Origin of the sequence: Saccharopolyspora flava (assembly GCF_900116135.1) — a bacterium.
Lineage (GTDB): Bacteria > Actinomycetota > Actinomycetes > Mycobacteriales > Pseudonocardiaceae > Saccharopolyspora > Saccharopolyspora flava.
Window position 1 is genome coordinate 59,147 of record NZ_FOZX01000009.1, and the last position, 21,620, is coordinate 80,766.

Annotated in this window: 19 protein-coding genes; 7 read left to right on the top strand and 12 right to left on the bottom strand. The window is 70.2% G+C overall.

The window, feature by feature from the left end; all coding sequences use genetic code 11:
- Positions 1-300: 300 nt before the first annotated feature.
- The 4 genes from BM424_RS22460 to BM424_RS22475 form a co-directional block, all read right to left on the bottom strand.
- Positions 301-1,470 (bottom strand): NAD(P)/FAD-dependent oxidoreductase, encoded by a 1,170-nt coding sequence (locus tag BM424_RS22460; RefSeq protein WP_093421529.1) that lies wholly within the window; start codon positions 1,468-1,470, stop codon positions 301-303.
- Positions 1,467-2,897: a sodium:solute symporter family protein gene (locus tag BM424_RS22465; protein WP_093421531.1), complete on the bottom strand. Its 1,431-nt coding sequence runs from the start codon at positions 2,895-2,897 to the stop codon at positions 1,467-1,469. Before BM424_RS22465 ends, BM424_RS22460 begins: the two co-directional genes overlap by 4 nt.
- 31 nt (positions 2,898-2,928) lie before the next feature.
- Complete coding sequence (solA, locus tag BM424_RS22470; protein WP_093421534.1) at positions 2,929-4,056, bottom strand: N-methyl-L-tryptophan oxidase; 1,128 nt, start codon at positions 4,054-4,056, stop codon at positions 2,929-2,931.
- A gap of 76 nt (positions 4,057-4,132) precedes the next feature.
- Positions 4,133-4,852, bottom strand: a complete 720-nt coding sequence (locus tag BM424_RS22475; protein ID WP_093421536.1) for a GntR family transcriptional regulator — start codon at positions 4,850-4,852, stop codon at positions 4,133-4,135.
- A gap of 134 nt (positions 4,853-4,986) precedes the next feature.
- Here BM424_RS22475 and BM424_RS22480 point away from each other — a divergent pair, with 134 nt between their 5' ends.
- On the top strand, positions 4,987-6,129 hold the full coding sequence (locus tag BM424_RS22480) for a CaiB/BaiF CoA transferase family protein (protein ID WP_093421538.1): 1,143 nt from the start codon (positions 4,987-4,989) through the stop codon (positions 6,127-6,129).
- On the opposite strand, the gene BM424_RS22485 is transcribed toward BM424_RS22480, so the two are convergent.
- Positions 6,126-6,866 carry an SDR family oxidoreductase gene (locus tag BM424_RS22485; RefSeq protein ID WP_093421540.1) on the bottom strand — a complete coding sequence of 247 codons (741 nt, stop codon included), beginning with the start codon at positions 6,864-6,866 and terminating at the stop codon, positions 6,126-6,128. The two genes, BM424_RS22480 and BM424_RS22485, sit on opposite strands and share 4 nt — an antisense overlap.
- Positions 6,867-6,958: 92 nt before the next feature.
- Here BM424_RS22485 and BM424_RS22490 point away from each other — a divergent pair, with 92 nt between their 5' ends.
- A complete protein-coding gene (locus tag BM424_RS22490; RefSeq protein ID WP_093421543.1) occupies positions 6,959-7,519 on the top strand; it encodes a TetR/AcrR family transcriptional regulator in 561 nt (186 codons plus the stop codon).
- Here BM424_RS22490 and BM424_RS22495 read toward each other — a convergent pair.
- Positions 7,512-9,614, bottom strand: a complete 2,103-nt coding sequence (locus tag BM424_RS22495) for an acetate--CoA ligase family protein (RefSeq protein WP_093421545.1) — start codon at positions 9,612-9,614, stop codon at positions 7,512-7,514. The two genes, BM424_RS22490 and BM424_RS22495, sit on opposite strands and share 8 nt — an antisense overlap.
- 254 nt (positions 9,615-9,868) lie before the next feature.
- Between BM424_RS22495 and BM424_RS22500 the strand changes: the two genes are divergently transcribed.
- Positions 9,869-11,188, top strand: a complete 1,320-nt coding sequence (locus BM424_RS22500; protein WP_093421548.1) for an MFS transporter — start codon at positions 9,869-9,871, stop codon at positions 11,186-11,188.
- A 59-nt stretch (positions 11,189-11,247) separates the two neighbouring features.
- Here BM424_RS22500 and BM424_RS22505 read toward each other — a convergent pair whose 3' ends face one another.
- A complete protein-coding gene (locus BM424_RS22505; RefSeq protein ID WP_093421963.1) occupies positions 11,248-12,780 on the bottom strand; it encodes a UxaA family hydrolase in 1,533 nt (510 codons plus the stop codon).
- A 257-nt stretch (positions 12,781-13,037) separates the two neighbouring features.
- Between BM424_RS22505 and BM424_RS22510 the strand changes: the two genes are divergently transcribed.
- Together BM424_RS22510 and BM424_RS22515 are read left to right on the top strand one after the other, a co-directional pair.
- On the top strand, positions 13,038-14,360 hold the full coding sequence (locus BM424_RS22510; RefSeq protein WP_175548215.1) for an MFS transporter: 1,323 nt from the start codon (positions 13,038-13,040) through the stop codon (positions 14,358-14,360).
- Complete coding sequence (locus BM424_RS22515) at positions 14,357-15,283, top strand: esterase/lipase family protein (RefSeq protein ID WP_217649798.1); 927 nt, start codon at positions 14,357-14,359, stop codon at positions 15,281-15,283. The genes BM424_RS22510 and BM424_RS22515 overlap by 4 nt, the downstream gene beginning before the upstream one ends.
- 300 nt (positions 15,284-15,583) lie before the next feature.
- On the opposite strand, the gene BM424_RS22520 is transcribed toward BM424_RS22515, so the two are convergent.
- The 3 genes from BM424_RS22520 to BM424_RS22530 form a co-directional block, all read right to left on the bottom strand.
- Entirely contained in the window at positions 15,584-17,191 is a 1,608-nt protein-coding gene (locus tag BM424_RS22520; protein WP_093421555.1) for a GMC family oxidoreductase, read from the bottom strand.
- Positions 17,192-17,240: 49 nt separating this feature from the next.
- Positions 17,241-17,963 (bottom strand): acetoacetate decarboxylase family protein, encoded by a 723-nt coding sequence (locus tag BM424_RS22525; RefSeq protein ID WP_245776051.1) that lies wholly within the window; start codon positions 17,961-17,963, stop codon positions 17,241-17,243.
- A gap of 138 nt (positions 17,964-18,101) precedes the next feature.
- Positions 18,102-18,542 carry an Imm1 family immunity protein gene (locus BM424_RS22530; RefSeq protein ID WP_093421558.1) on the bottom strand — a complete coding sequence of 147 codons (441 nt, stop codon included), beginning with the start codon at positions 18,540-18,542 and terminating at the stop codon, positions 18,102-18,104.
- 435 nt (positions 18,543-18,977) lie between these two features.
- On the opposite strand from BM424_RS22530, the gene BM424_RS22540 reads away from it, so the two are divergent.
- Both BM424_RS22540 and BM424_RS22545 read left to right on the top strand, forming a co-directional pair.
- Complete coding sequence (locus tag BM424_RS22540; RefSeq protein ID WP_093421563.1) at positions 18,978-19,841, top strand: helix-turn-helix domain-containing protein; 864 nt, start codon at positions 18,978-18,980, stop codon at positions 19,839-19,841.
- 23 nt (positions 19,842-19,864) lie between these two features.
- Positions 19,865-20,077 (top strand): DUF397 domain-containing protein, encoded by a 213-nt coding sequence (locus BM424_RS22545; protein ID WP_093421566.1) that lies wholly within the window; start codon positions 19,865-19,867, stop codon positions 20,075-20,077.
- Positions 20,078-20,139: 62 nt separating this feature from the next.
- Here the strand turns inward: BM424_RS22545 and BM424_RS22550 are convergent, their stop codons facing one another.
- Complete coding sequence (locus BM424_RS22550) at positions 20,140-20,946, bottom strand: acyl-CoA thioesterase domain-containing protein (protein ID WP_093421568.1); 807 nt, start codon at positions 20,944-20,946, stop codon at positions 20,140-20,142.
- 125 nt (positions 20,947-21,071) lie between these two features.
- Positions 21,072-21,560, bottom strand: coding sequence for a SixA phosphatase family protein (locus tag BM424_RS22555; RefSeq protein ID WP_175548216.1), 489 nt, complete (start codon positions 21,558-21,560; stop codon positions 21,072-21,074).
- Positions 21,561-21,620 lie beyond the last annotated feature (60 nt).

Genomic DNA, 21,620 nt, shown 5'->3' on the forward strand with positions numbered 1-21,620 from the left:
CGGCTCATCTGCTCGGGCCGGATCTGGGTTCGCGTCCCCGAGGTCTGGGGATCAGATCCCGGATCTCCTGCCGGTGGTCGGAATGTCGTGTCGTCCTGCCGGGTCGCGGGGAATCGTCCGCGGCGGGCGGTGTCGGTGTCGGGAGCGGTGTCGGGAGCGGCGTCAGCGTCATCGAACTCATGTGCCCATTGTGCGGCCGCAGATTCGAAAATGCGAGCGAATGGCGATCGCTGGATGGGGTGATCCGTGCGGTGACGCTCCGAAACCGGTTGGCAGTGAAAGAGTTTCACCATCGCTGCGTCACTGCTGTCCCGCGAACCGGGCTTTTTCCAAGGGCGGCAACGACTCTCGGCCCACCAGCCGGTCCGGCCGGAAAGCCGAGAGTTCCGAAGCCGTGTCACCTCGGACCAGTTCACCGGCGGCCAGCCGCCCCAGCAGCGGACCGAGCGTGACCCCGCTGTGCGTGGCCAGCACGTAGATCCGCTCGCCGCCGCCGAGGAAACCGGCGACGGTCAGCCCGTCGCCGGGCATCGATCGCTGCCCGACCCGGATCGACTCCAGCGCGGCACCGGAGGTCCCCGCCAGCAGCCCGTCGAGCCTCCGGCACAGCTCCCGCGCGTGGAACCCGTCCGCAGCGGGCGGATTCGCCGGGTCCGCGTCGGCGTCCAGGTCCAGCCCCTGCACCACCAACCGGCCGCCGCCGTCGGGGCGCACGTTCAGCGACGGCGTGGTCAGCACCGCGTCCAACCGGGTCGGCAGCGGTGTCGTGTAGCCCAGCAGGCCGACGGTCGCCGACCCCGCGGCGTCCGGGTCGGCCATCGCCACCCGGTGCCCCGTGGTCTCGGTGAGCGCCTCGGTCCACCGCCCGGCGGCGAACACCACCGCGTCGGCCGAGGCGGTCTCGCCGTCGGCCAGGGCGATCCGCACGCCGTCGGCGGTCTCGGACACCGAGACGACCTCGGCCGGGCAGCGCAGCTCGGCTCCCCGCTCGCGGGCCTCGCCCCACAGCCGCGCGAGCAGCAGCGCGGGGATCAGGTGGCCCTCGGTGGGGTAGTGCGCGATGTCCTGGACGCCCTCGGGAACCCGCAGGTCCGGCACCAGTTCCCGGGCCCGCGACGGGCCGATCCACTCCACCGGGTACTCGCGGTTCTCCAGCTCGCGCACCGACGCGGCCAGCCGCTCGGTGCCCTCCGGATCGCCGGCCCACTCGAGGTTGCCGCCCAGCGTCAGCCAAGGGGCGCAGCGCCCCGGGTCGGCGGCCAGGGCGGTGTGCTCGGCCATGCCCGCCACGTTGAGATCGTGGTACGGGCGCGGGTTCTTGTTGTGCGAGTTCACCCAGGCGAACGAGGTGTTCGAGGTCCCGGCCAGCGGCGCGGTGCGTTCGAACACGGTCACCTCGGCACCGGCCAGCGCCAGGGAGCGGGCGGTGGCCGCACCCAGGACGCCGAGTCCGATCACTGCGATCTTCATGCGTCAACCATTTCGTTCTCGACGGCGGGACGGGCGGGGGTGAGCAGAGCGGTGGCCAGCACGGCGGCGGCCGAGACCGCGATGCCGTAGACGGCGTAGGGCACGGTGGTGTCGGCCAGCTGCGCGACCGCGCACCCGAGGATGCCCGCGACCATGCCGGCGATGGCGGCAGTCGGGGTCAGCCGGCGCCGCCGGTGGAGCAGGTAACCGAGGAAGATCGGCGCGGCCAGCGCCGCCGCCGAGTAGGCGTAGGTCGCGACCAGCCAGGTCAGGGCCTTCGGGAACAGGATCGCCAGCACGGCCGCCAGCACCGACACCCCGACGGTGATCATCCGCGACAGCGCCACGGTCTTGCGCTCACCGGCCTGCTTGCCCGCGATGTTCTGGTAGACGTCGCGGGTCAGGTTGGCCACCACCGACTGCAGCGCGGCTCCGGTGGTGGAGACGATCGTGGACACCAGGAACGCGCCGAAGACGATCACCAGCCAGGTCGGCAGCTGGGTGAGCAGCCACCCGGCGGCCTCCTCCTCGTTCTCCAGGCGCGGGTTCATCGCGTGCACCGACAGCCCGATGCACCCGGCGTAGAGGCCGCCGATGAGCATCGTCAGCCCGGACAGCCCCAGTCCGCGGCGGGCGTCGGCGACCTTCTTGGTGGCGAAGACGCGCTGGTAGTAGAGCTGGTTGGTCAGGGTGCCCGGCAGGATCGCCGCGACCCACAGCCAGATCTGGTCCCAGCCCGCGGCGGTGAGGCCCTCCCAGCCCCACAGCTGTCGCGGGACGCTCGCGGTGATCTGGCCCCAGCCGCCCGCGAGGTGGACGGCGTAGGCGGCCACGCCCAGCGACATGACGATCATGAACAGGCCGAACACGAAGTCCGTCCAGGCGACGGAGGTCAGTCCGCCGGGCAGCACGAACAGCAGCGACGCGACCATGATCACCAGGATCAGCGCGGTCGGCGACACCCCGGTGAGCTGCCCGAAGAGCTGCGCGAAGGCGACGAACTGGGTGGCCAGCCAGCCGAAGGGGACCACCAGCGCGGCCAGCGCGGCGATCGCGATGGCGACCCGGTTGCGGCCGAAGAGCCGGGTGATGATGTCGGGAACCGTGGTGAAGCGCTGCTCGCGCAGCCACTTCGCGATCCACGTCAGCACCAGGAACCCGACCAGCACGCATCCCTCGTAGAGGAACACCGACCAGCCGGACCGGTAGCCGATGCCGACGTGCGCGATGAGCACGCCGCCACCGGTGGCGGTGGCGAACTGGGTGATGATGACGACGATCAGCGGGAGCGATTCCCCTGCGGACAACCAGTCCTCGGAGTTCTTCGCCTTGCGTCCGAAGTAGACGGACATGCCGATGCCGAAACCGACGACCAGCAGGCTTGCGATGATGATTCCGGCGATCTGGCCGGTGGAACCGGTGAGCATGGGGCCTCCAGCGGGCTCACGACGAGGGGGTTCACAGCGGGAAACGGGTGGGGGAGAGCGCGGCGACGTCGTGCGCGGTCCCGCCGTCGAGCGCGAGGTCGGCGCCGATCTCGCCGAAGGCGGGGGCGAGCTTGAAGCCGTGACCGGAGAAGCCGGTCATCACGGTGGCCCGGCGGTGGCCGGGCAGCGGGCCGAGCAGCGCGTGCTCGTCGGGGGTGAAGCCCTCGGCGAAGGTGCCGACCCGGATCGGGTGCGGCGTCACGCCGGGCAGCAGCCGCGCGGCGGCGGCCGAGGCCGCCCGGGCGTGCTCGGGCGCGGAGCTGCGCGGGAGCGCGTCGGGCCCGTTCAGATCGGGCCAGCCGAGGTGGTGCGGCACGATCTTGATCGCGGCGCCGTCGAGCGCGGGGAAGCAGGAGAACCCGGCCTCGGGGTGCCTGCGGATGGCGATCGGCAGCGCATCCGGGGTGTGCGCGGCGACGTCGCGCGCGGCGAACCAGTAGGCCGTGATCAACCGGGCCTCCACCGGCAGCGAGCGCAGCGGAGCGAGCTGACGCGCCCACGGGCCGGGCGCGAAGATCACGTGATCGACGTCGAAAGCGGTGCCGTTGCTGGTGATCCGCCACCCGTCCGCGGTTTCCACGGCGTCGGTGACCGGGTGGTAGGGCAGCACGCGGGCGCCTGCCTCCTCGGCCGAGCGCAGCGCCGCCTGCACCGAGGGCTCGGGGCGGAGCACGCCCGCGGCCGGGTCGAGCACCATGATCTCGCCGTCGTCGATCCGGTGCTGCGGGAACCGCTTCCGGGCCTGCGCGGTGTCGAGGACCTCGTGGTCGAGCCCGGCCTCCTCGGCGCAGCGGCGCACGGCCGCGACGTCGGGGTTGTCCGGCGCGCCGATCGTCAGCCCGCCGCACAGCGTGAGCAGGTCCGCCCCGGCGTCGCGTTCCAGGTCGCGCCACAGCGCTTCGGCGCGCTGCAGCAGCGGCACGTAGGCCGCGCCTTCCTTGTAGGCGGTGCGGAAGATCCGGGATTCACCGGCCGAGGCGCCCCGGTCGTGCCCGGGGCCGTAGGCGTCGAAGGCCAGCACCTCGGCGCCGCGCAGCGCGAGCCGCCACGTCGTCATGGCACCGATGACACCGGTTCCGATCACCGCGACGCGAGTCATGAAACGCTCCTCCAGGGGTTTTCCGGGCAGGCTGAACTGGCGGTTCCTCGGCGGAACCGGTTGCGGGGGAGGGAAGTCAGTCCTGCGTGGACAGGACGCTGTGCTCGATGAAGAACTCGACGAGGTCGGGTCGGATGATGTGCCACATGGCTTCGGCGAGGGAGCCGTCGGTGAGCCAGGTGAGGCGGCGCAGCCGGATCACGGCCTGCCCGGCGGGGAGTCGCAGCCGGGACGCGGTGTCGTCGTCGAGCACCACCGGGTCGATGTAGACGCGGGACTTGGCCGCGGGAATTCCGTTGCGGGAGAAGTAGTCGTGCACGGTCAGGTGGTCCAGGTCCTCGTCGAGCAGTCGTGGTGCCAGCGAGAACGGGACCGCGGAGAGTTCGACGGCGATGGGGTTGTCGTCGACGTCGAACTTGAGCCGGCGCAGCTGCGTCACCGGCGCGTCGTCGTCCACCCCGGGCATCTCGACGTCGGCGTCGCGCGCCGGGATGACCGCAGCGGAGTCCACCGCGTGCCGCCCGGGGATCTCCGGGCCCTGCAGCACGGGGTTGACCATGCGCAGCAGGTTCTCCTGCCGCGCGCCCTCGGCGACGAACGTTCCGCGCCGCCGGTGCCGTTCCACCAGCCCGGCCTGGGCCAGCTCGGACAGCACTCGCTGCGCGGTGGCGCGGCTGACCGAGTACTGCTCGCGCAGCTCCGCCTCGGTGGGCAGCTTGCTGCCGGGCAGCAGCGCACCCGAGCGGATCCGCTGCTCCAGTTCGGTGCGGATGCGCAGGTACGCCGGGGTCGTCATGGACGGAATCTAGCTCCGGCTCAATTGACCGGTCAATAGAGAATTCGAACGGTCAAAAGACGTAACGCCGCGTTGACACGCGCTGACCGAGCGGCGACGCTGCGGCGGAGGCCGGGCGAGAACGGGGTGGGCGGATGCTGCCGTTGGAAGGCGTGACCGTGGTGTCGCTGGAGCAGGCCGTCGCGGCCCCGTTCGCGACCCGGCAGCTCGCCGATCTCGGCGCCAGGGTGATCAAGGTGGAGCGGCCGTCGGGTGACTTCGCGCGCGGCTACGACACCGCCGTCAACGGGTTGTCCAGCCACTTCGTGTGGATCAACCGCAGCAAGGAGAGCATCGCGCTCGACCTCAAGGACCCCGGCGACCAGCGGGTGATGGACAAGCTGCTGGCCAAGGCCGACGTGTTCGTGCAGAACCTCGCCCCGGGCGCCGCCGCCCGGCTGGGTCTGGGCGCCGAGCGGCTGCGGGAGCGCGACCCGCGGCTGATCGTCTGCGACCTGTCCGGCTACGGCAGCTCGGGTCCGTACGAGAAGAAGAAGGCCTACGACCTGCTGGTGCAGTGCGAGACAGGGTTGGTGTCGATCACCGGTGGCGAGGAGCCCGCCAAGACCGGCATCTCCACCGCCGACATCGCCGGCGGCATGTACGCCTTCAGTGGTGTGCTCAGCGCGCTCTACGAGCGCGAACGCACCGGGCTGGGCAGCGCTTTCGAGGTGTCGCTGTTCGACGCGCTCGCCGAGTGGATGGGTTTCCCGTACTACTACGCCACCTACGGCGGCCGGGCCCCGCGCCGCTCGGGCGCCCGGCACGCCGCCATCGCCCCGTACGGCCCGTTCGCGGCGGGCGACGGGACGCAGGTGTTCCTGGGCGTGCAGAACGAGCGGGAGTGGGTGCGCTTCTGCGAGGACGTCCTGCAACGCCCGGAGCTGGCGGCGGACCCGCGCTTCGACGCCAACCCCAAGCGCGTCGACAACGGCGCCGAGCTGCAGGAAGCCATCGAGTCGGTGTTCGCCTCGATGACCGGCGAGGAGATCGAGACGCGCCTGGAGGAGGTGGGCATCGCCAACGCCCGGATGCGCAGCATGGCCGAGTTCGCCGACCACCCGCAGCTGGCCGCGCGCGACCGCTGGCGCGAGGTCGACTCCCCGGCGGGCCCGCTGCGCGCCCTGCTCCCGCCGATCACGGTCGCGGGCCGAGAACCCCGCATGGACCCGATCCCGGGAATCGGCAGTCACACCAACAAGATCCTCGAAGAACTCGACGAACCCCCGCGCGACTAGCCCTGCGTCGTGGGGCGGATGGTCAGGTCGCCGATCTCGACGTCGTCGGGTTGCTCGATGGCGAAGGCGATGGCGCGCGCCACGGCCTCCGGGGCGATGCCGAGTTCGGACATGGTCCGCTGGACCTGCGCGCGCTGCTCGGGGTCGGTGACGTGGTCGACGAGTTCGGTGCGCACGAAACCGGGCGAGATCGACGTCGTGCGCAGGACGCCGTCGGTGGATTCCTGGCGCAGCGCCTCCAATGCCGTGCGCACGGCGTTCTTGGTGCCCGCGTACACGGCTTGACCCGGCACGATCTTCAGTCCCGAGGTCGACACGGTGGTGACGAGGTGGCCTCGGCCCTGCTCCCGGAACACCGGCAGCGCGGCGGCGATGCCGTGCAGGACGCCGCGCAGGTTGACGTCGATCATGGCGTCCCAGTCGTCGACGTCGAGATCGCCGACGGGGGCGATGCGCGCGATCCCGGCGTTGGCGACCAGGACGTCGAGCCGTCCGAATCGCTCGACCGACCGCGCCACGAGCCGGTCGAGGTCATCGCGCCGCGTGACGTCGACGTCCAGGGCCTCGGCCCGGCCGCCGTCGGCGCGGATGCTCTCGGCGAGCGCGTCCAGCCGGTCGGTGCGCCGCGCGCCGAGCACGACCGCGGCGCCTCGGCGGGCGAGTTCCCGTGCCGCGGCCTCGCCGATGCCGCTGCTGGCCCCGGTGATGGCGACGATCTTGCCGTCCACTCCGCTCATGGCGCTGCTCTCCCTCTAACCTGACAACTGTCCGTTTAACCACCACAGTACCGGACAGTTGTCCGCTTGTGTGAGAAGCAGAGGTGAATCCCGTGGCGGAGCGTGAACTCCGATCAGATGCGGTCGCCAACCGCGACCGGATCGTTGAGGCGGCGCGCACCGAGCTGAGCAGGGCCAACGGTGCGCCGGAGGAGTTGAAGCTGCACCGGGTCGCGAAGGCGGCCGGGGTCGGGCAGGGCACGCTCTACCGGCACTTCCCGACTCGCGAGGACCTGCTGGGCGAGGTCTACCGCCACGAGCTCACCCACCTCGTGGACGCCGCGACCCCGCTGCTTGCCGAGCACCCGCCGCTGCAGGCGTTCACCCTCTGGCTGGAGCGCCTGGTGGACTACACCCGGGTCAAGCGGGGAGTCATGGCGGCGATCGAGGCCTCGGCCTGGCGCGAACTGCACTCCGGCCAGCACCAACGCCCCGACCAAGCCCTCCAAGCCTTGCTGGACCGAGGTGTCCAGGCCGGCGAGATCCGAGAGGACGTCGACGCGGCCGACGTCATCCTGCTCCTCGGCGGCCTCGCCAAGATCCCCGAAGCCGAGTGGGACACCCGAGCCCAGCGGCTCATCACCACCATCATCAACGGACTCCGCCTCAGCTGAGCACCGCCAGGCAGTCGACCGCGACGGCTCCGCTCTCGTCGAGCAGGAGCGGGTTCACGTCGAGTTCCGCGAGGTCCTCGGACAAGTCGTGGGCGAGCCAGGAGAGGCGGGCGATGGCGTCGGCCGCCGCGTCGAGGTCGCGGGGCGGTTGCCCCCGGACCCCGCCGAGGACGGCCTTGCCGCGCAGCGACAGCAGGAGTCGTTTCGCTGAGGCGGGATCCAGGGGCGCGGGACCGACCCGGCTGTCGGCGAGGACCTCGACCAGGACACCGCCGAGACCGACCACGACGACCGGGCCGAACGCCGGGTCGCGCTTGATGCCGACGATCAGCTCGGTGCCGGTGGACATCCGCTGCACGAGCAGCCGCGCGTCCGGGGCGAGGTGCAGCAGGTCCTCGGCCGCGGCGCGGATCTCGCCCTCGGTGGTGAGGTTCAGGCGCACGCCGCCGACATCGGACTTGTGGCCGACGTCGCGCGAGAGCAGCTTCACCGCCACCGGGGTGCCCAGCTCGCGGGCGGCGGTGAGCGCGCTCTCCGGGTCCCCGGCGGGGAACGCGCCCGCGCACGGCACCCCGTAGGCGGCGATGAGCCTGCTGGACTCGTGCTCGTCGAGCTGCGTGCGACCGCGATCGCGGGCCTCACACAGGATCGCGCGCACCGCGCGCTCGTCGACGTCGTGCGGGCGCTGCGGGGTCGGCGGGCCCGGCCGCAGGCTGTAGTCGGCCAGCGCGCCGAGCGCCGCGGCCGCGCGACCCGGGTCGGTGAAGCACGGGATTCCCAGCTCCCGCAACCACTCCCGCGGACGACCGCTGCCGCCCGTCCACACCACGACCAGCGGCCGGTCGGTCCCCCGGTAGGCCTGCTCGATGGCGCTGATGAGCTCGTCGGCGGCGTGGTCGGCGTTGCCCAGCAGCACCGCGATCATGTCCGAACCCGGGTGGCGCACCGCGATCTCCAGGGCGCGCCGCAGCATCGCCGGGTCGCTGATCAGGTTCGCCGTCAGGTCCACCGGGTTGCGCGGGGAACCGAACGCGGGCAGCACCTCGGCCATCTCCTGCTGCCACTCCGGTTCCCACGGGTCCACGTGCAGGCCGTGGCGGGCGGCCGAGTCGGCCATCAGCACCCCGGCGCCGCCGGACAGCGACAGCGTTGTCAGGCGCCTGCCCCGGGTGCGGCGCCCGTCGGAGAAGATCATCCCGGCGTCGAGCAGCTCGTCCATTCCGTCGAGCCGCACCAGCCCGAACTGCCGGGCCACGCCGTCGAAGACCGCGTCCTCACCGGCCAGCGACGCCGTGTGCGAGGCGGCCGCGCGGGCGCCCGCCTCCGAGCGGCCCACCTTGACCGCCAGGATCGGCTTGTCCAGCTCGTGCGCCCGGCGTGCGACGGTCATCAGCTCGCGGCCGTCGTGCACGCCCTCCAGGTAGGCCATGAGCACCCGCACCTCGTTGAGCTCGACCAGCCCGCCCAGCACCTCGCCCACCGACAGGTCTGCTTCGTTGCCGGTGTTGAGGAAGTGCGAGATGCCGATCCCGGCGTGCTGCGCGGCGGAGAAGATGAACGTGCCGAACGCGCCGCTCTGGCTGACGAACGCCAGCGACCCCTCGCGCAACCGGAAGTCGCCGTCCATCGCCGAGGTGAAGGTGGGCATCGCCCGGTCCCTGAGGCTGAACATGCCCAGGCAGTTCGGGCCGAGCAACCGGATGCCGGTCTCGGCGACGACCTCGGTGAGCTGCCGCTGGAGCTCGGCGCCGGTCTCGTCGAGCTCGGCGAAACCGGCCGCCCCGACGATCGCCGCCGGGATGCCGCGCGCGGCGCACGCGCGGACGGTGTCGACGACCTGATCCGCCGGGAGCATGATCATCGCCAGGTCGATCTCGCCGTCGGTGTCGGCCAGCGACGGGAACGCCGGCAGGTCCTGCACCCGCGCGCGCACCGGGTTGATCGGCAGCAGCCTGCCCGCGTAGCCGAAGCGCTTCATCAGCGCGATGGCGCGACCGGAGAGCTTGACGGGGTTGTTCGACGCGCCCAGCACCGCGATCGACCTCGGGTGCAGCATGCGGTGGATCGCCGGAATCGGTGCCGTGTTGCCGTCCATCGCACTCCATCCCACCTGGTGCCTTGGCACGCCGGTGTTTTCGATGCGTCGAGGCCCGCCGCGACGCGGGTGCCCGGGTCGAGGCTAAGCGAGCGTCGCGCTGGGGCCAAGACTCGCTTCCACGAACGTCCACTGTGGAGCATGTGGTGCAGTCCACTCGCGGAATGGCTAACCCTGACGCTCCGCGAAGCGAAGTAACGGATGAGTAAGCGTTCGCAGGGCGTTGTTGACATGGAGAACACGGGAGGGCATTCGTGGCTGCCGACCGACCGGAGAGTCGGGCATGGTGGATCTGGAGCGCGGCGGTGGTCGCCTACCTCGCCGCGGTATTTCACAGGGGCAGCCTGGGGGTTGCCGGAACGCAGGCGCTCGACCGGTTCGACGTCGGACCGGCCGCGCTCAGCGCGTTCACGGTGCTGCAGGTCGGCATCTACGCCGGCATGCAGATTCCCACCGGCTTGCTGGTGGATCGCTTCGGCGCACGCCGGGTGATCACCGCGGCGGTGTTGTTGCTGGGGACCGGCCAGGCGCTGTTCGCGCTGGCCGACACGTACGCGATGGGGCTGGCCGCACGCGGCGTGCTGGGCCTGGGCGATGCGTTGATGTGGGTGAGCATCCTGCGGCTGGTGGCGTCGTACTTCTCGGCGCGCCGCTACGCCCTGGTGGCCACCATTTCCAGCGCGCTGGGGGCGCTGGGTGGTGTCGCGGCCACGTTCCCGCTGGCCGCGGCGCTGCGCGCGCTCGGCTGGACGCCGACGTTCCTGCTGGTCGGCGCGCTGACGCTGGCCTACGCGGCGGTGACGGTCTCGGTCGTGCGGGACACCACCCCGAAGGCGTCGGCACCCAAGAGCGGGGGAGCGGTGCTGGCGCAGGTGCGCACCGCGTGGTCGGTGCCCGGGACGCGGCTGGCGTTCTGGACGCACTTCTGCACGATGTTCGTCTCCGGTGCGCTGACCCTGCTGTGGGGCTTCCCGTACCTGGTGGACGGGCTGGGCGTGGCGGCGTCGTCGGCGAGCGTGCTGCTGAGCCTGCTGATCATCGGCCAGGTCGTGGGCGGCCCGGTGGTCGGCGCGCTGATCGGCAAGCGCCCGGAGTGCCGGATGTGGCTGGTCATGGGCTACCTGAGCATCAACCTGCTGTCGTGGGTGGCGCTGCTGGCCTGGCCGCAGGGACACCCGCCGCTGGCGGTGATCGCGGTGGCGTTCCTGATCTTCGCCCTCGGCGGTCCGGTGTCGTCGGTGGCCTTCGCCCTGGTGCGCGACTACAACGCGCTGAGCCAGGTCGGCACCGCCACCGGCGTGGCCAACGCGGGCGGGCACTCGGCCACCGCGCTGGGCGTGCTCGCGGTCGGCCTGGTGCTCGACGCGTTCGAGGCGATGCCCGGCGGTTCGGAGTACCGGGTGGCGATGCTGGCGCTGGTGGCCATGGTGCTCTTCGGCGCCTCGCGCACCTGGGTGTGGTGGCGCCGGGCTCGCGCGGCGGTCTTCGCCGCCGAGCAGCGCGGCGAGCAGGTACCGGTGCTGCTGCACCGCCACCGCTGGGACCTGGAGGTCCGCAAGCCCGTAGCGGCCTGATTGAGGGGGAATGAAGGGCGGTTCCGCCAACCTGGGGTGGCGGAACCGCCCTTCGCGCGTCACAGCACGGTGGACAGGTGCCACGGGACGAATTCCTCTTCGCCGTAGCCGAGTTCCTCGCTCTTGGTCTCCTCGCCGGAGGCCACGCGCAGGATGTGCTGGAAGATCTGCTCGCCCATCTGCTCCACCGTCGCCTCGCCGTCGGCGATGACCCCGCAGTTGATGTCCATGTCGTCGGTCATCCGCTCGTAGAGCGGGGTGTTCGTGGCGAGCTTGATGCTCGGCGCCGGCTTGCAGCCGAACGCCGAGCCGCGCCCGGTGGTGAAGCACAGCAGCTGCGCGCCACCGGCGATCAGGCCCGTGGCGTTGACCGGGTCGTAGCCGGGCGTGTCCATGAACATCAGCCCGCGCTCGGTGATCGGCTCGGCGTACTGCAGCACGTCCACCAGGTTCGTGGTGCCGCCCTTGGCGGCCGCGCCCAGCGACTTCTCCAGGATCGTGGTGAGCCCGCCCGCCTTGTTGCCGGGTGAGGGGTTGTTGTTGATCGAGCTGCCGTCGGCCTGGACGTGCTTCTCCCACCAGCCGATCCGGTCCACCAGCTTCTCGCCGACCTCGCGGCTGACCGCGCGCCGGGTCAGCAGGTGCTCGGCGCCGTAGATCTCGGTGGTCTCGCCGAACACCGCCGTGCCGCCGTGCCGGATCAGCAGGTCCGCCGCCGCGCCCAGCGCCGGGTTGGCGGTGATGCCCGAGTAGGCGTCCGAGCCGCCGCACTCCATCGCCAGGATCAGCTTGTCGGCCCCGACGGTCTGCCGCTCGTGGGCGTTGGCCAGCGGCAGCATCTCCTCGATGCGGCGGACGCCCTCGGCGACGGTCTTCTTGGTGCCGCCGAACTCCTGGATGGTCATCGCGTGCACCGGTGTGCCGTCGGGCAGCTTGAGGTCTTCGGTGAGCGAGCGGACCTGGTTGACCTCGCAGCCCAGGCCCAGCACCAGCAGCCCGGCGATGTTGGGGTGCCCGGCGTAGCCCTGCAGGGCGCGGCGCAGCACCTCGAAGCCCTCGTTGCCGCGCCCGCTGTGCCCGCAGCCGAGGGTGTGGGTGAGCGGGCAGATGCCGTCGACGTTGGGGTAGTCGTCGAGGACGCCGGAGGCCTCGACCCGGCGGGCGATCATCTTCGCGGCCGTCGCCGAGCAGTTCACCGAGGTCAGCACGGCGAGGTAGTTGCGGGTGCCGACCCGGCCGTCGGGTCGCACGAAGCCCTGGAAGGTCGCCCGCTGGTCCTCGGGCACGAACTCGGTGGGGGTGGCGTCGGCGCCGAAGGCGTGCTCGCGTTGGAACTCGTGGTAGTCGACGTTGTGGGTGTGCACGTGCTCGCCCGCGGCGATGTCGCGGGAGGCGAAGCCGATGATCTGCCCGTACTTGCGCACCGCGGCGCCCTCGGCGATGGCGTCGGTGGCGACCTTGTGCCCGCGCGGCACGGTGTTCGTGATCTCGAGTCCGGAGTAGGTGCCGGGCTCGATGTCCTGCCGCGCGATGAGGACGGAGTCCTCGGCGTGCAGGCGGAAACCCAGCTGGTCCAAGGTCGGCGACGACAACCCGATCACCCTCGCTTCAGAAATGTGAATGCACTTCGTCGTGGCGAATCGGATGCTAGACGTGCGAACACCCGATGTCACCGCCCGGCGAGCGGCCCCGCTGCCTCCAGTGTCGGCGCTCGAACGCGCCTCGGCACCCCTGCCGATCGGGCGGAATGGATGATCCGGACCTTGACTTTCCGGGTGCGACTGCTGAGGCTGCACGGGATCAACCGCACAACTCGCGCACAACCGGTCTCGACCCGGAAGGCGGAGCAATGGGGCTCTCGTGGGCGCGTGAACTGACGGAATACCCGACCGGATCGCGCCGCAGGCGCATCCTGATCATGGCCGTGCTGGCCAGCCTCATCGCCTCCTACGAGGCCCAGATCGCCCCGGTGCTGCCGCTGCTGCTGGACGACCTCGGCATCAGCCTGGTCACCTACGGCACCGTCTCGGCCGTCGCGCTGTGCGCGGGCGCGGTCGCCTCGATGATCGGCGGCCGGCTCACCGACCGCTTCGGGCGCGTCCGCGTGCTCATCCCGCTGATGCTGCTGACCGCGCTGTGCTGCTTCGCGATGGCCGCGGTCCGCACGACGGGACAGTTCCTGGCGGTCCGCGCGGTGCTCTCGGCGCTGGACGGCGTGGTGGTGGCCGCGACCGCGCCGCTGGTGCGTGACTTCTCGCCGCGCATGGGCCGCGCGCAGGCGTTCGGCTTCTGGACCTGGGGGCCGGTCGGTGCGAACTTCATGGCCGCCGCGATCGCCGGGATCACGCTGCCGCTGTTCGACAACGCCTGGCAGTCGCAGTTCCTCATCATGGGCGCCACGTCGCTGCTGATCTCGCTGGTCATCGCGTTCAACATCGCCGACCTGTCGCCGCAGCTGCGCGCCCGCGTGCAGCAGACCGAGCACCGCGCGCTCGGCGAGGCCGCGGCGGCCGAACCCGTCGGGATGCGAACCCTGTTCGCGCACAAGGTGATGTGGGCGCACGTCGTCGGCATCTCGGTGTGGCTCGTGCTGTACCTGACGCTGTCGCTGTTCGGGCAGAAGATGCTGGTCGACACCTTCGCGCTGAGCCTCTCGCAGGCCTCGGCGGTGATGGCGGTGTTCTGGGTGCTCAACATCGGCACCGTCGTGCTCGCCGGGCGCTGGTCCGACCGGGTGCAGCTGCGCAAGCCCTTCACCGCCGCCGGAACCGCGGTCGCCGCCGTGATGACCGGCTACCTGGTGGTGCTGGTCGGCCGCGGCTCGATCTCGCTGACCGAGCTGCTGATCACCGGAGCGCTCATCGGCGCCGGGATGGGCGCGGCCTACGCGCCCTGGATGGCCAACTACTCGGAGAACACCGAGGACGTCGACCCGCGGCTGCAAGGCGGTGCGTGGGGCGTGTTCTCGTTCCTGACCCGCGCGGTGGCGGTGCTCGTCGTGCTGCTGATGCCGCAGGTGGTGGCGGTCGCGGGCTGGAGCACCTGGCTGGTGGTGTCGCTGGGCTGCCTGCTGGTGTTCCTGCCGATCATGCTGCTGTTCCGCGGACCGTGGCGGCGCTCGCCGGCTGAGCCGCTCCTCCCGACGTCCCCTCGTGGAAGGAACTGGATGTGACCGTTTTCCGGACGTGCGCACTGGTGGTCGCCGCTCTGCTGGTGCTCTCCGCGCCCGCAGGCGCGGACCCCGAGGAAGAACTGCCCGTCATCCACTCCTCGGCCGCGGCGCTGGCGCACGCGGCGGCGCATCCCGACACCCCACCGGCGGGTGCCAACGACTGGTCCTGCCGTCCGAGCGCCGAGCACTCCAGGCCCGTCGTCCTCGTCCACGGGTCGATGGAGAACATGACGTTCAACTGGTTCTCGCTGTCGCCGCAGCTGGCCAACGCGGGCTATTGCGTGTTCGCCCTGAACTACGGGCAGATGGACGGGATCCACCTCGGCGCACCGGGCGCCTCGCGCACCGGCGGGATCGGACCCATCCAGAACTCCGCGGCCGAGCTGAGCGCGTTCGTCGACGAGGTGCTGGCCGCCACCGGAGCGTCCGAAGTGGACGTCATCGGCCACTCGCAGGGCGGGACGATGCCCCGCTACTACATCAAGTACCTGGGCGGGGAGGGCAAGGTCGCGAACCTGATCGGGCTCTCGCCCGGCAACCACGGTTCGACGGCGCTGGGCCTGTCGAAGCTGCCCGGAGCCGCCGAGCTGCTCGGGCTCGGCCTCGGACCGGCGCTGGCGCAGCAGGTCGACGGGTCACCGTTCATCACCGACCTCAACGAGGGCGGCGAGACCGCGCCCGGGGTGCGGTACACGGTGATCCAGACGCAGTGGGACGAGATCGCCACGCCCTACACGACCGCGTTCCTCAACGGACCCGGCGTGACCAACATCCTGATGCAGGCGCAGTGCCCGCTGGTCGGCTCGGACCACCTGAGCATCGCCTTCGACTCGATCGCCGCCCACCACGTCCTCAACGCCCTGGACCCGGACCACGCCACCCCGGCACCGTGCTACCCGACACCACCGTTCCACGGCGGATGACCCCGTGACGACCCGATGACGGCGCAGTTCTCATGAAAACCTCCCCACCCCGAACCCCCACCGGGGTAAGGGAAGTTTTCATGAAAACTTCCCCACCACGAACAAAGGCCGAGGTCAGGGGCATGTCCCCACCTCGGGTTGTCGACGGGGTGGGGGAGGTTTTCATGAAAACTTCCCCGTCGCGGGCAGAGACCGAGGTCAGGGGTGTGTCTCTGCCTCGGGTTGTCGACGGGGTGGGGGAGGTTTTCATGAAAACTTCCCCCACCCCACCGAACTCCTCAAAAAGGGGAGGTCACGACGTCAGATCAGGGACGCGCACATCTCGCCGATCATGTACGAGGGCGCGTTGGTGTTGCCTCCGGTGATGCTGGGCATGATCGAGGCGTCGGCGACCCAGAGCCCGTCCACCCCGCGCACCCGCAGCTGCGGGTCGACCACCGCGCGCTCATCCACGCCCATCCGGCAGGTGCCCACCGGGTGGTAGACCGAGTGGATGCGGGTCGGCAGCTCGCGGCGCAGCGCGGTCTCGTCGAAGTACTTCGGGCCGGGGCTGAGCTCCTCGGTGACGTCGGCGGCGATGGTCTTGTTCGCCATGATCTCCCGGATCATGCCCATCGCCTCGATGAGGAACTCGGTGTCGGCGGGATCGCTGAGGTAACCCGGGTCGATGACCGGCGAGGCCGTCGGATCGGTCGAGGCCAGCCGGACCTCGCCGCGGCTCTGCGGGTAGATCAGCGTCGGGAAGATCGTCAGCGCCGGGCGCGTGTCGGTCCGGTAGAGCCGGTCCTCGTCCTGGTTCGGCGTCGGGTAGCTCCACGGGATCGTGTGGATCTGCATGTCCGGCACGTCGCCCTGAGCCCGTGAGGTCTTGACGAACCCGACGGTCTCGAACAGCGTTCTGCCCAGCCACGATTCACCGCGCTTGCCCAGCGCCTCCTTGAGCATCCCGGAGGCCATGTAGGTCGCGGTGGAGCGGTGGAGCGCCTTCTTCGTCACGAACGTCATCGGCACGAACAGGTGGTCGTGCAGGTTCTGGCCCACCGGCAGATCGGCCTTGACCTCGACGCCCATCTCCTTGAGGTGACCGGCCGGGCCGACACCGGAGAGCATGAGGATCTGCGGGGAGCCGACCACACCGGCCGAGACGACCACGCCGTTGCCCGCGCGCAGCGTCTCCCGGCGCCCGCTCTTGGTGTCGATGACCTCCACGCCGGTGGCCTTGCCGTTCTCGATGATCACGCGCGCGACGTGCACGTGGGTGCGCACCCGCAGCGACGGCAGCTCGCGGTTGGTCAGGTACCCGCGCGAGGAGCTGTAGCGGCGTCCCTTGCTGGCGCTCTGCTGGAAGATGCTCACGCCTTCCTGCGACTCGCCGTTGTAGTCGTCGATGCGCGGCACGCCGAGGGTTTCCTGCGCGGCGGCCATGAACTGCTCGCCGGCGGGGGTGATGTTCTTCTGCCGCGTGACCTCGATCGGCCCGCCCTCGCCGCGGACGTCGCTGGCGCCTTCCTCCCAGTTCTCCAGGCGCTTGAAGGCGGGTAAGACGTCCTGGTAGCTCCAGCCCTCGCAGCCCTCGGCGGCCCAGGAGTCGTAGTTGGCCTTGTTGCCGCGCACGAACAGCATGCCGTTGACCGAGCTCGACCCGCCGAGGACCTTGCCCCGGGTCATCGGGATCTCGCGCTCGTGGGCGTGCTTCTGCGGAGTCGAGTACTGCTTCCAGGTGACCTGCTTCTTCAGCTGCGGCACGACGTGCAGCACCGAGATCATCCCGGGCACGGTGACGGTGGGGAGGTCGTCCTTGCGCCCGGCCTCCAGCAGGAGGACGCTCGCTCCCCGCTCGGCCAGCCTGCTGGCCACGACGGATCCGGCGCTGCCCGCGCCCACGACGATGTAATCGGCATCGCTCATTGTGCTCAACTTCTCCAGTGGTCGCCGTTGACTGCTCCGGTGCGCGTGATCACGACCGGCTGGAAACTGGTGCTGCGTCGTCGAACCGCATCGTCAACTCGCCGATGTGGTTGGTGAACAGTGCTTTTCGGGGGAGTCCGAGTCGTCGCAGATCGTCGCTGATCGGGTGGTCGCCGAGCTCGATCCGCGCTCCGCCGGGGCGCATCCGGGTGCCGCCGGCGCGCATCGTCCACGGGGTTCGCCGCAGGACGCCGTCGCGGTGGGTGTAGGCGTCGAGGGTCATCGCGCCCATCCCCGAGGGCGCCGGGACACCGCGCGCGAACTCCATCGCGACGACCGCCCGGTCGTTCAACCGCACCTCGCAGCGGGTGTGCGTGCCGCGGGTGGTGACGTCGATGGCGGCGATCTCCTTGGGGAAGCCCCAGATGGTCTGGCCGGCCTCGCAGGTGAACAGCTCGTCGACCGGCAGCCAGTGGATGAACACCCCGGTCGAACCGCGCACGCCCGGCTGCCTGCACATCAGCGCCACCAGGAACTCGTGGTAAACGCCCAGGTCGCCGTCGAGGTAGTGCATGAACCCCAGCGTCGCGGGAACCCGTCCCGGCAGCGGTGTCACGGGTTCGAGCCCGGCGGCGGCCAGCGTCTCGCGCGCGGGCCCGGCGGGCAGCAGGAACTGCGCGGTGATGCCGGTCGCAGCTCGCACCTGGACCGGCATCCGCACCTGCTCACCGCGCACCACGTGCACTGACTCCGGGAGGGCATTCTCGTGCACGCCGACCAGCCCTTTCCCTGCACGCGGTACGACTCCGGACCACCATCACCGAGGCGACAGTCATACAGATAATGGTTTTGTGTATGTCCAGAGTCAAGAGCCCGACCACGTGGAACCGTCGTCACCAGAGCGATCCGGTCAGTACCAGCGAGCGGGCTGCCATCGGACGCACTCGGGTCGTACGCCGGTCCGGCAGAACTCGCTCATGGCTTGTCGGACGAGGGCGATCGGGAGTGCGGCCGAGGTGGGGAAGGCGGTGGGGGTTCCTGGATCGAACCAGATGTTCGGGGTGTGGACCGGGGGCTTCGAGTTCCAGGAGTCCCAGGTGCCGTGTGTGTCATCGGTCTTGACCTCGTTGACGAAGTTGAGCGCGCCCCAGCCGGTTTCGACGCTCACTCGTAGCTGCCGGATCGGCCGCACATCGGAGTCGTCGGCGAACGGCCGGTCGCTCGCGTACAGCAGGGAAGCCCAGTCCGAGGTCGTCGTGATGATGTCGTCCAGCAGCCTCTCGACCTCCGCTCCGGTTCGGGCGTAGCGGTAGTCGTTGTGCACGATGGCGGTGATCACGGTTGGGGTCATGGGAGTTCGGCCTTGAGGGTCGCGTGGCAGGTCGGGCAGGTGGGGTAGTAGATCCAGTCCATTTCGGACGGTTCTGCCATTGGGGTTTCCTCGCTGCAGACCGCTGTTTCGGTGGAGGTTCCCAGCCAGCGCGGGCCGCGGAAGGCGTGGCGGGTGCCGCCGTTTCCGTCGGCGTGCGGGATCGGGAGCCAGTAATGACGTGCGACTCGTGCTTCGGAAGACACGACGTTGTCCCTTCTCGGCGATGTGAGGGGCTCGGCCGGCAGCGTCGAGTCGGGGAGGAGGGCGCTGCCGACCGAGTTGCCTGGAACATCGGCAGCAGGGGTCGTGAATGTAGGACTCCTAGTATTGTTTCGCTCTAAAGGGGGATCTTCTCGAAGGTGTTATCGATCGATACTGATCGCGAACCGTTCAGATCCCGGAGGCACCTTCCTGATGGCCACGACCCCGACCGTCCGCCGACTGCTGCTGTCCAACGAGCTCAAGCGCTTGCGGGAGCAAGCCGGGGTCGACGCTGACAAGGCCGCACAGCACCTGGGATGCCGAACGACGAAGATCAGCCGGATCGAGCTCGCGCAGAGCAGCATCCAGGCTGGCGACGTCAAGCTCCTCACCGAGCTCTACGGCGCCGACGCCGACCACGCGGAAGTGCTCCTCGACCTCGCTCGCGGCCAGAACCAGCGGGGCAGGTGGACGGGATACCGCGCTCTGTATCCGGATTGGTTCCGGCTTTTCGTGGACCTCGAACGTGATGCCGCAGTCCTCAAGTCGGTCGAGGTGGAAGTCGTCCCAGGTCTTCTCCAAACGGAGAACTACATCCAGGCGTTGTTCGAGAACGGCCACACCGGTGGGACGGACGAGTACCTGGAGAACTCCGTGATGGCGAGGAAGGAGCGGCAGACCATCTTCACGCGCCGTGAAATGCCGCAGCTCTCGTTCATACTGTCGGAATCCTGCCTTCGGAGAGCGATCGGCGGACCTGGGGTGATGCGTGAGCAGCTGCTTCACCTCGTCGAGGTCGGGCGTCGTCGCAACGTGCAGATCCAGGTGTTGCCGTTCAACGCTCGTACCTACGCGGGGCAGGCTGCTTACCGCTTCACGCTTCTCAACATCCCGGCTTCTGGTGTGAGCACACCGCTTGACTTCGTCTACGTCGAGTCGCACGACGATGCCCGATATCTCGATGCCCATGATGCCGTTGCCTCGTACGGCGCGTTGTGGGATCGACTTCAGGCTGCTGCCCTCGGTCCCGTGGAATCACGTGAATTCCTCGCTGAGGTGGCAGAACAGGTGAATTGACGAGTCCGGAAGGGATAACTCGGATGACGAACAACGTGCCGGAACACCGCGTTCACTGGGTGAAGAGCAGTTACAGCTCCGGGCACGCTCAGTGCGTGGAGACCGCTATTGTTGCTGGTGGGCGGCTCGTTCGGGATAGCAAGTTGGGGGAGGAGAGCCCGATTCTCGGTGTCAGCGGTGAGCTGTGGGCCGCGTTCACCCGGAAGATCAAGTCCGGGGAGTTAGACCAGGGCTGAGTGGTCTCGACGTGGTGGGGGTGGGGAAGTTTTCATGAAAACTTCCCCACCCCCACCACGGATCAGGACATGGGTGGGGTCGCGACTGCGGTGACGTTGCAGTAGCCGAAGGGGCCCTGGGTGTCGTGGAAGGTCGTGGAGGCCGTGGCGATGCCGGTGTCGCTGAGGTGGCCGGTGGCCTCCATGCCGATCTCCGGGGCGACGGGCATGCGGCTCAGCGTCAGCGTGTAGTCGGCGTTGATGAAGCCGAGGTTGCCGCCCTTGGGCATGTTGGCCAGCGGGCTGGCGAAGTCCGCGGCGGTGGCGGTGCGGACGAACGGGCTCATCGACTCGCCCTCGACGAGGTCGTGGGTATCGCGCAGCCACGCGCGCCGGGAACCCGCCTGCGACCAGTCGGTCAGCGCGCCGGAGTCGTCGAGCATCCACATGTCGAAGGGCGCTTCCCACTGCGCGCTGGGCGAGGACGGCGGCGCGCCGAGCTCGGTGACCTCGGGCATCGACCACGGCTGCGTGGTGGGCACCTCGCCCTCCGGCTGCTCACCCGCCCGCAGCTGGACCGAACTGGCGCGGGCGACGGCCTTCTCGCCCTGGTAGACGGTGGCGTCGGCGACGCGGATGCGGCGGCCGTCGCGGACGCGCTGCGTCTCGACCCGGACCGGGTCCAGCGTGGCGCTGCGGAACAGGTCGATCGTCAGACGCGCGAACCGGAACTCCTCCGACCCGTGCTCGACCTCCAGGGCTCGCGCCAGCAGGCCGCCGAACAACCGGCCGTGCATCATCTGATCCGACCACGGGCTGCTCGCGTGCGGGGCCGGGACCAGCAGGTCCCCGTCGGGGCGGAAGAACGGTTCACCAGGGATGTCGACCATGCGCGGAGTCTAGAACGCCGCTTCCCGCAGGTCCGGACGCCTGCCTCGCGCGCCGGTCCGGGGGACCGTCGAACGCGTGGTCACCCGGGGTTCTGGATCGGTGCGGTGGTGGTGCTCACACGGAGTCAGCCGCGGGGCTTGGCGAAGGTGGACGCGCAGGTCCACGCCTCGTCGGCGTCGGCCCAGCCGCGCTCGCTGCTGAGCAGCGCCACCGCGGAGGTCTTGAGCTCGACGGACTCGCCGGTGAGCAGGTGGACCAGGTCCTCCAGGCCGGGGTTGTGGCCGACGATCGCCGCCGTCATCGCCGTCACCGGCAGCTCCCGGACGATCGCCAGCAGCTCCTGCGCGGTGCCGCCGTAGAGCCGCTGGTTGTAGCTGACCTGCGGTTCCGCCGGGATGTGGGCTCCGGCCAGCTCCCAGGTCTGCCGGGTGCGCAGGGCGGGGGAGCAGCGCACGGCCTCGATGGCGTAGGCGTTCTCCCGCAGCCAGCGGCCCACCGCCGGGGCGTCGCGCCGGCCCCGCTCGCCCAGCGGGCGCTCGAAGTCCTCGACGCCGTCCGGGTGCGCCGACTTCGCGTGCCGGATGAGGATCAGCTTCCGCCGCGCGTTGGTCATCTCACGTCCTACGGGCTCGTCGTTGAATCGGCACCACAGTACCCAACGGTCACCCGTCCC

Bases quoted from the DNA above. Each gene is read 5' to 3' on its own strand.
- BM424_RS22460 (WP_093421529.1), bottom strand. From the start codon at position 1,470: ATGAAGATCGCAGTGATCGGACTCGGCGTCCTGGGTGCGGCCACCGCC.
- BM424_RS22465 (WP_093421531.1), bottom strand. From the start codon at position 2,897: ATGCTCACCGGTTCCACCGGCCAGATCGCCGGAATCATCATCGCAAGC.
- solA (WP_093421534.1), bottom strand. From the start codon at position 4,056: ATGACTCGCGTCGCGGTGATCGGAACCGGTGTCATCGGTGCCATGACG.
- BM424_RS22475 (WP_093421536.1), bottom strand. From the start codon at position 4,852: ATGACGACCCCGGCGTACCTGCGCATCCGCACCGAACTGGAGCAGCGG.
- BM424_RS22480 (WP_093421538.1), top strand. From the start codon at position 4,987: ATGCTGCCGTTGGAAGGCGTGACCGTGGTGTCGCTGGAGCAGGCCGTC.
- BM424_RS22485 (WP_093421540.1), bottom strand. From the start codon at position 6,866: ATGAGCGGAGTGGACGGCAAGATCGTCGCCATCACCGGGGCCAGCAGC.
- BM424_RS22495 (WP_093421545.1), bottom strand. From the start codon at position 9,614: ATGGACGGCAACACGGCACCGATTCCGGCGATCCACCGCATGCTGCAC.
- BM424_RS22510 (WP_175548215.1), top strand. From the start codon at position 13,038: ATGGGGCTCTCGTGGGCGCGTGAACTGACGGAATACCCGACCGGATCG.
- BM424_RS22520 (WP_093421555.1), bottom strand. From the start codon at position 17,191: ATGAGCGATGCCGATTACATCGTCGTGGGCGCGGGCAGCGCCGGATCC.
- BM424_RS22530 (WP_093421558.1), bottom strand. From the start codon at position 18,542: ATGACCCCAACCGTGATCACCGCCATCGTGCACAACGACTACCGCTAC.
- BM424_RS22540 (WP_093421563.1), top strand. From the start codon at position 18,978: ATGGCCACGACCCCGACCGTCCGCCGACTGCTGCTGTCCAACGAGCTC.
- BM424_RS22545 (WP_093421566.1), top strand. From the start codon at position 19,865: ATGACGAACAACGTGCCGGAACACCGCGTTCACTGGGTGAAGAGCAGT.
- BM424_RS22550 (WP_093421568.1), bottom strand. From the start codon at position 20,946: ATGGTCGACATCCCTGGTGAACCGTTCTTCCGCCCCGACGGGGACCTG.
- BM424_RS22555 (WP_175548216.1), bottom strand. From the start codon at position 21,560: ATGACCAACGCGCGGCGGAAGCTGATCCTCATCCGGCACGCGAAGTCG.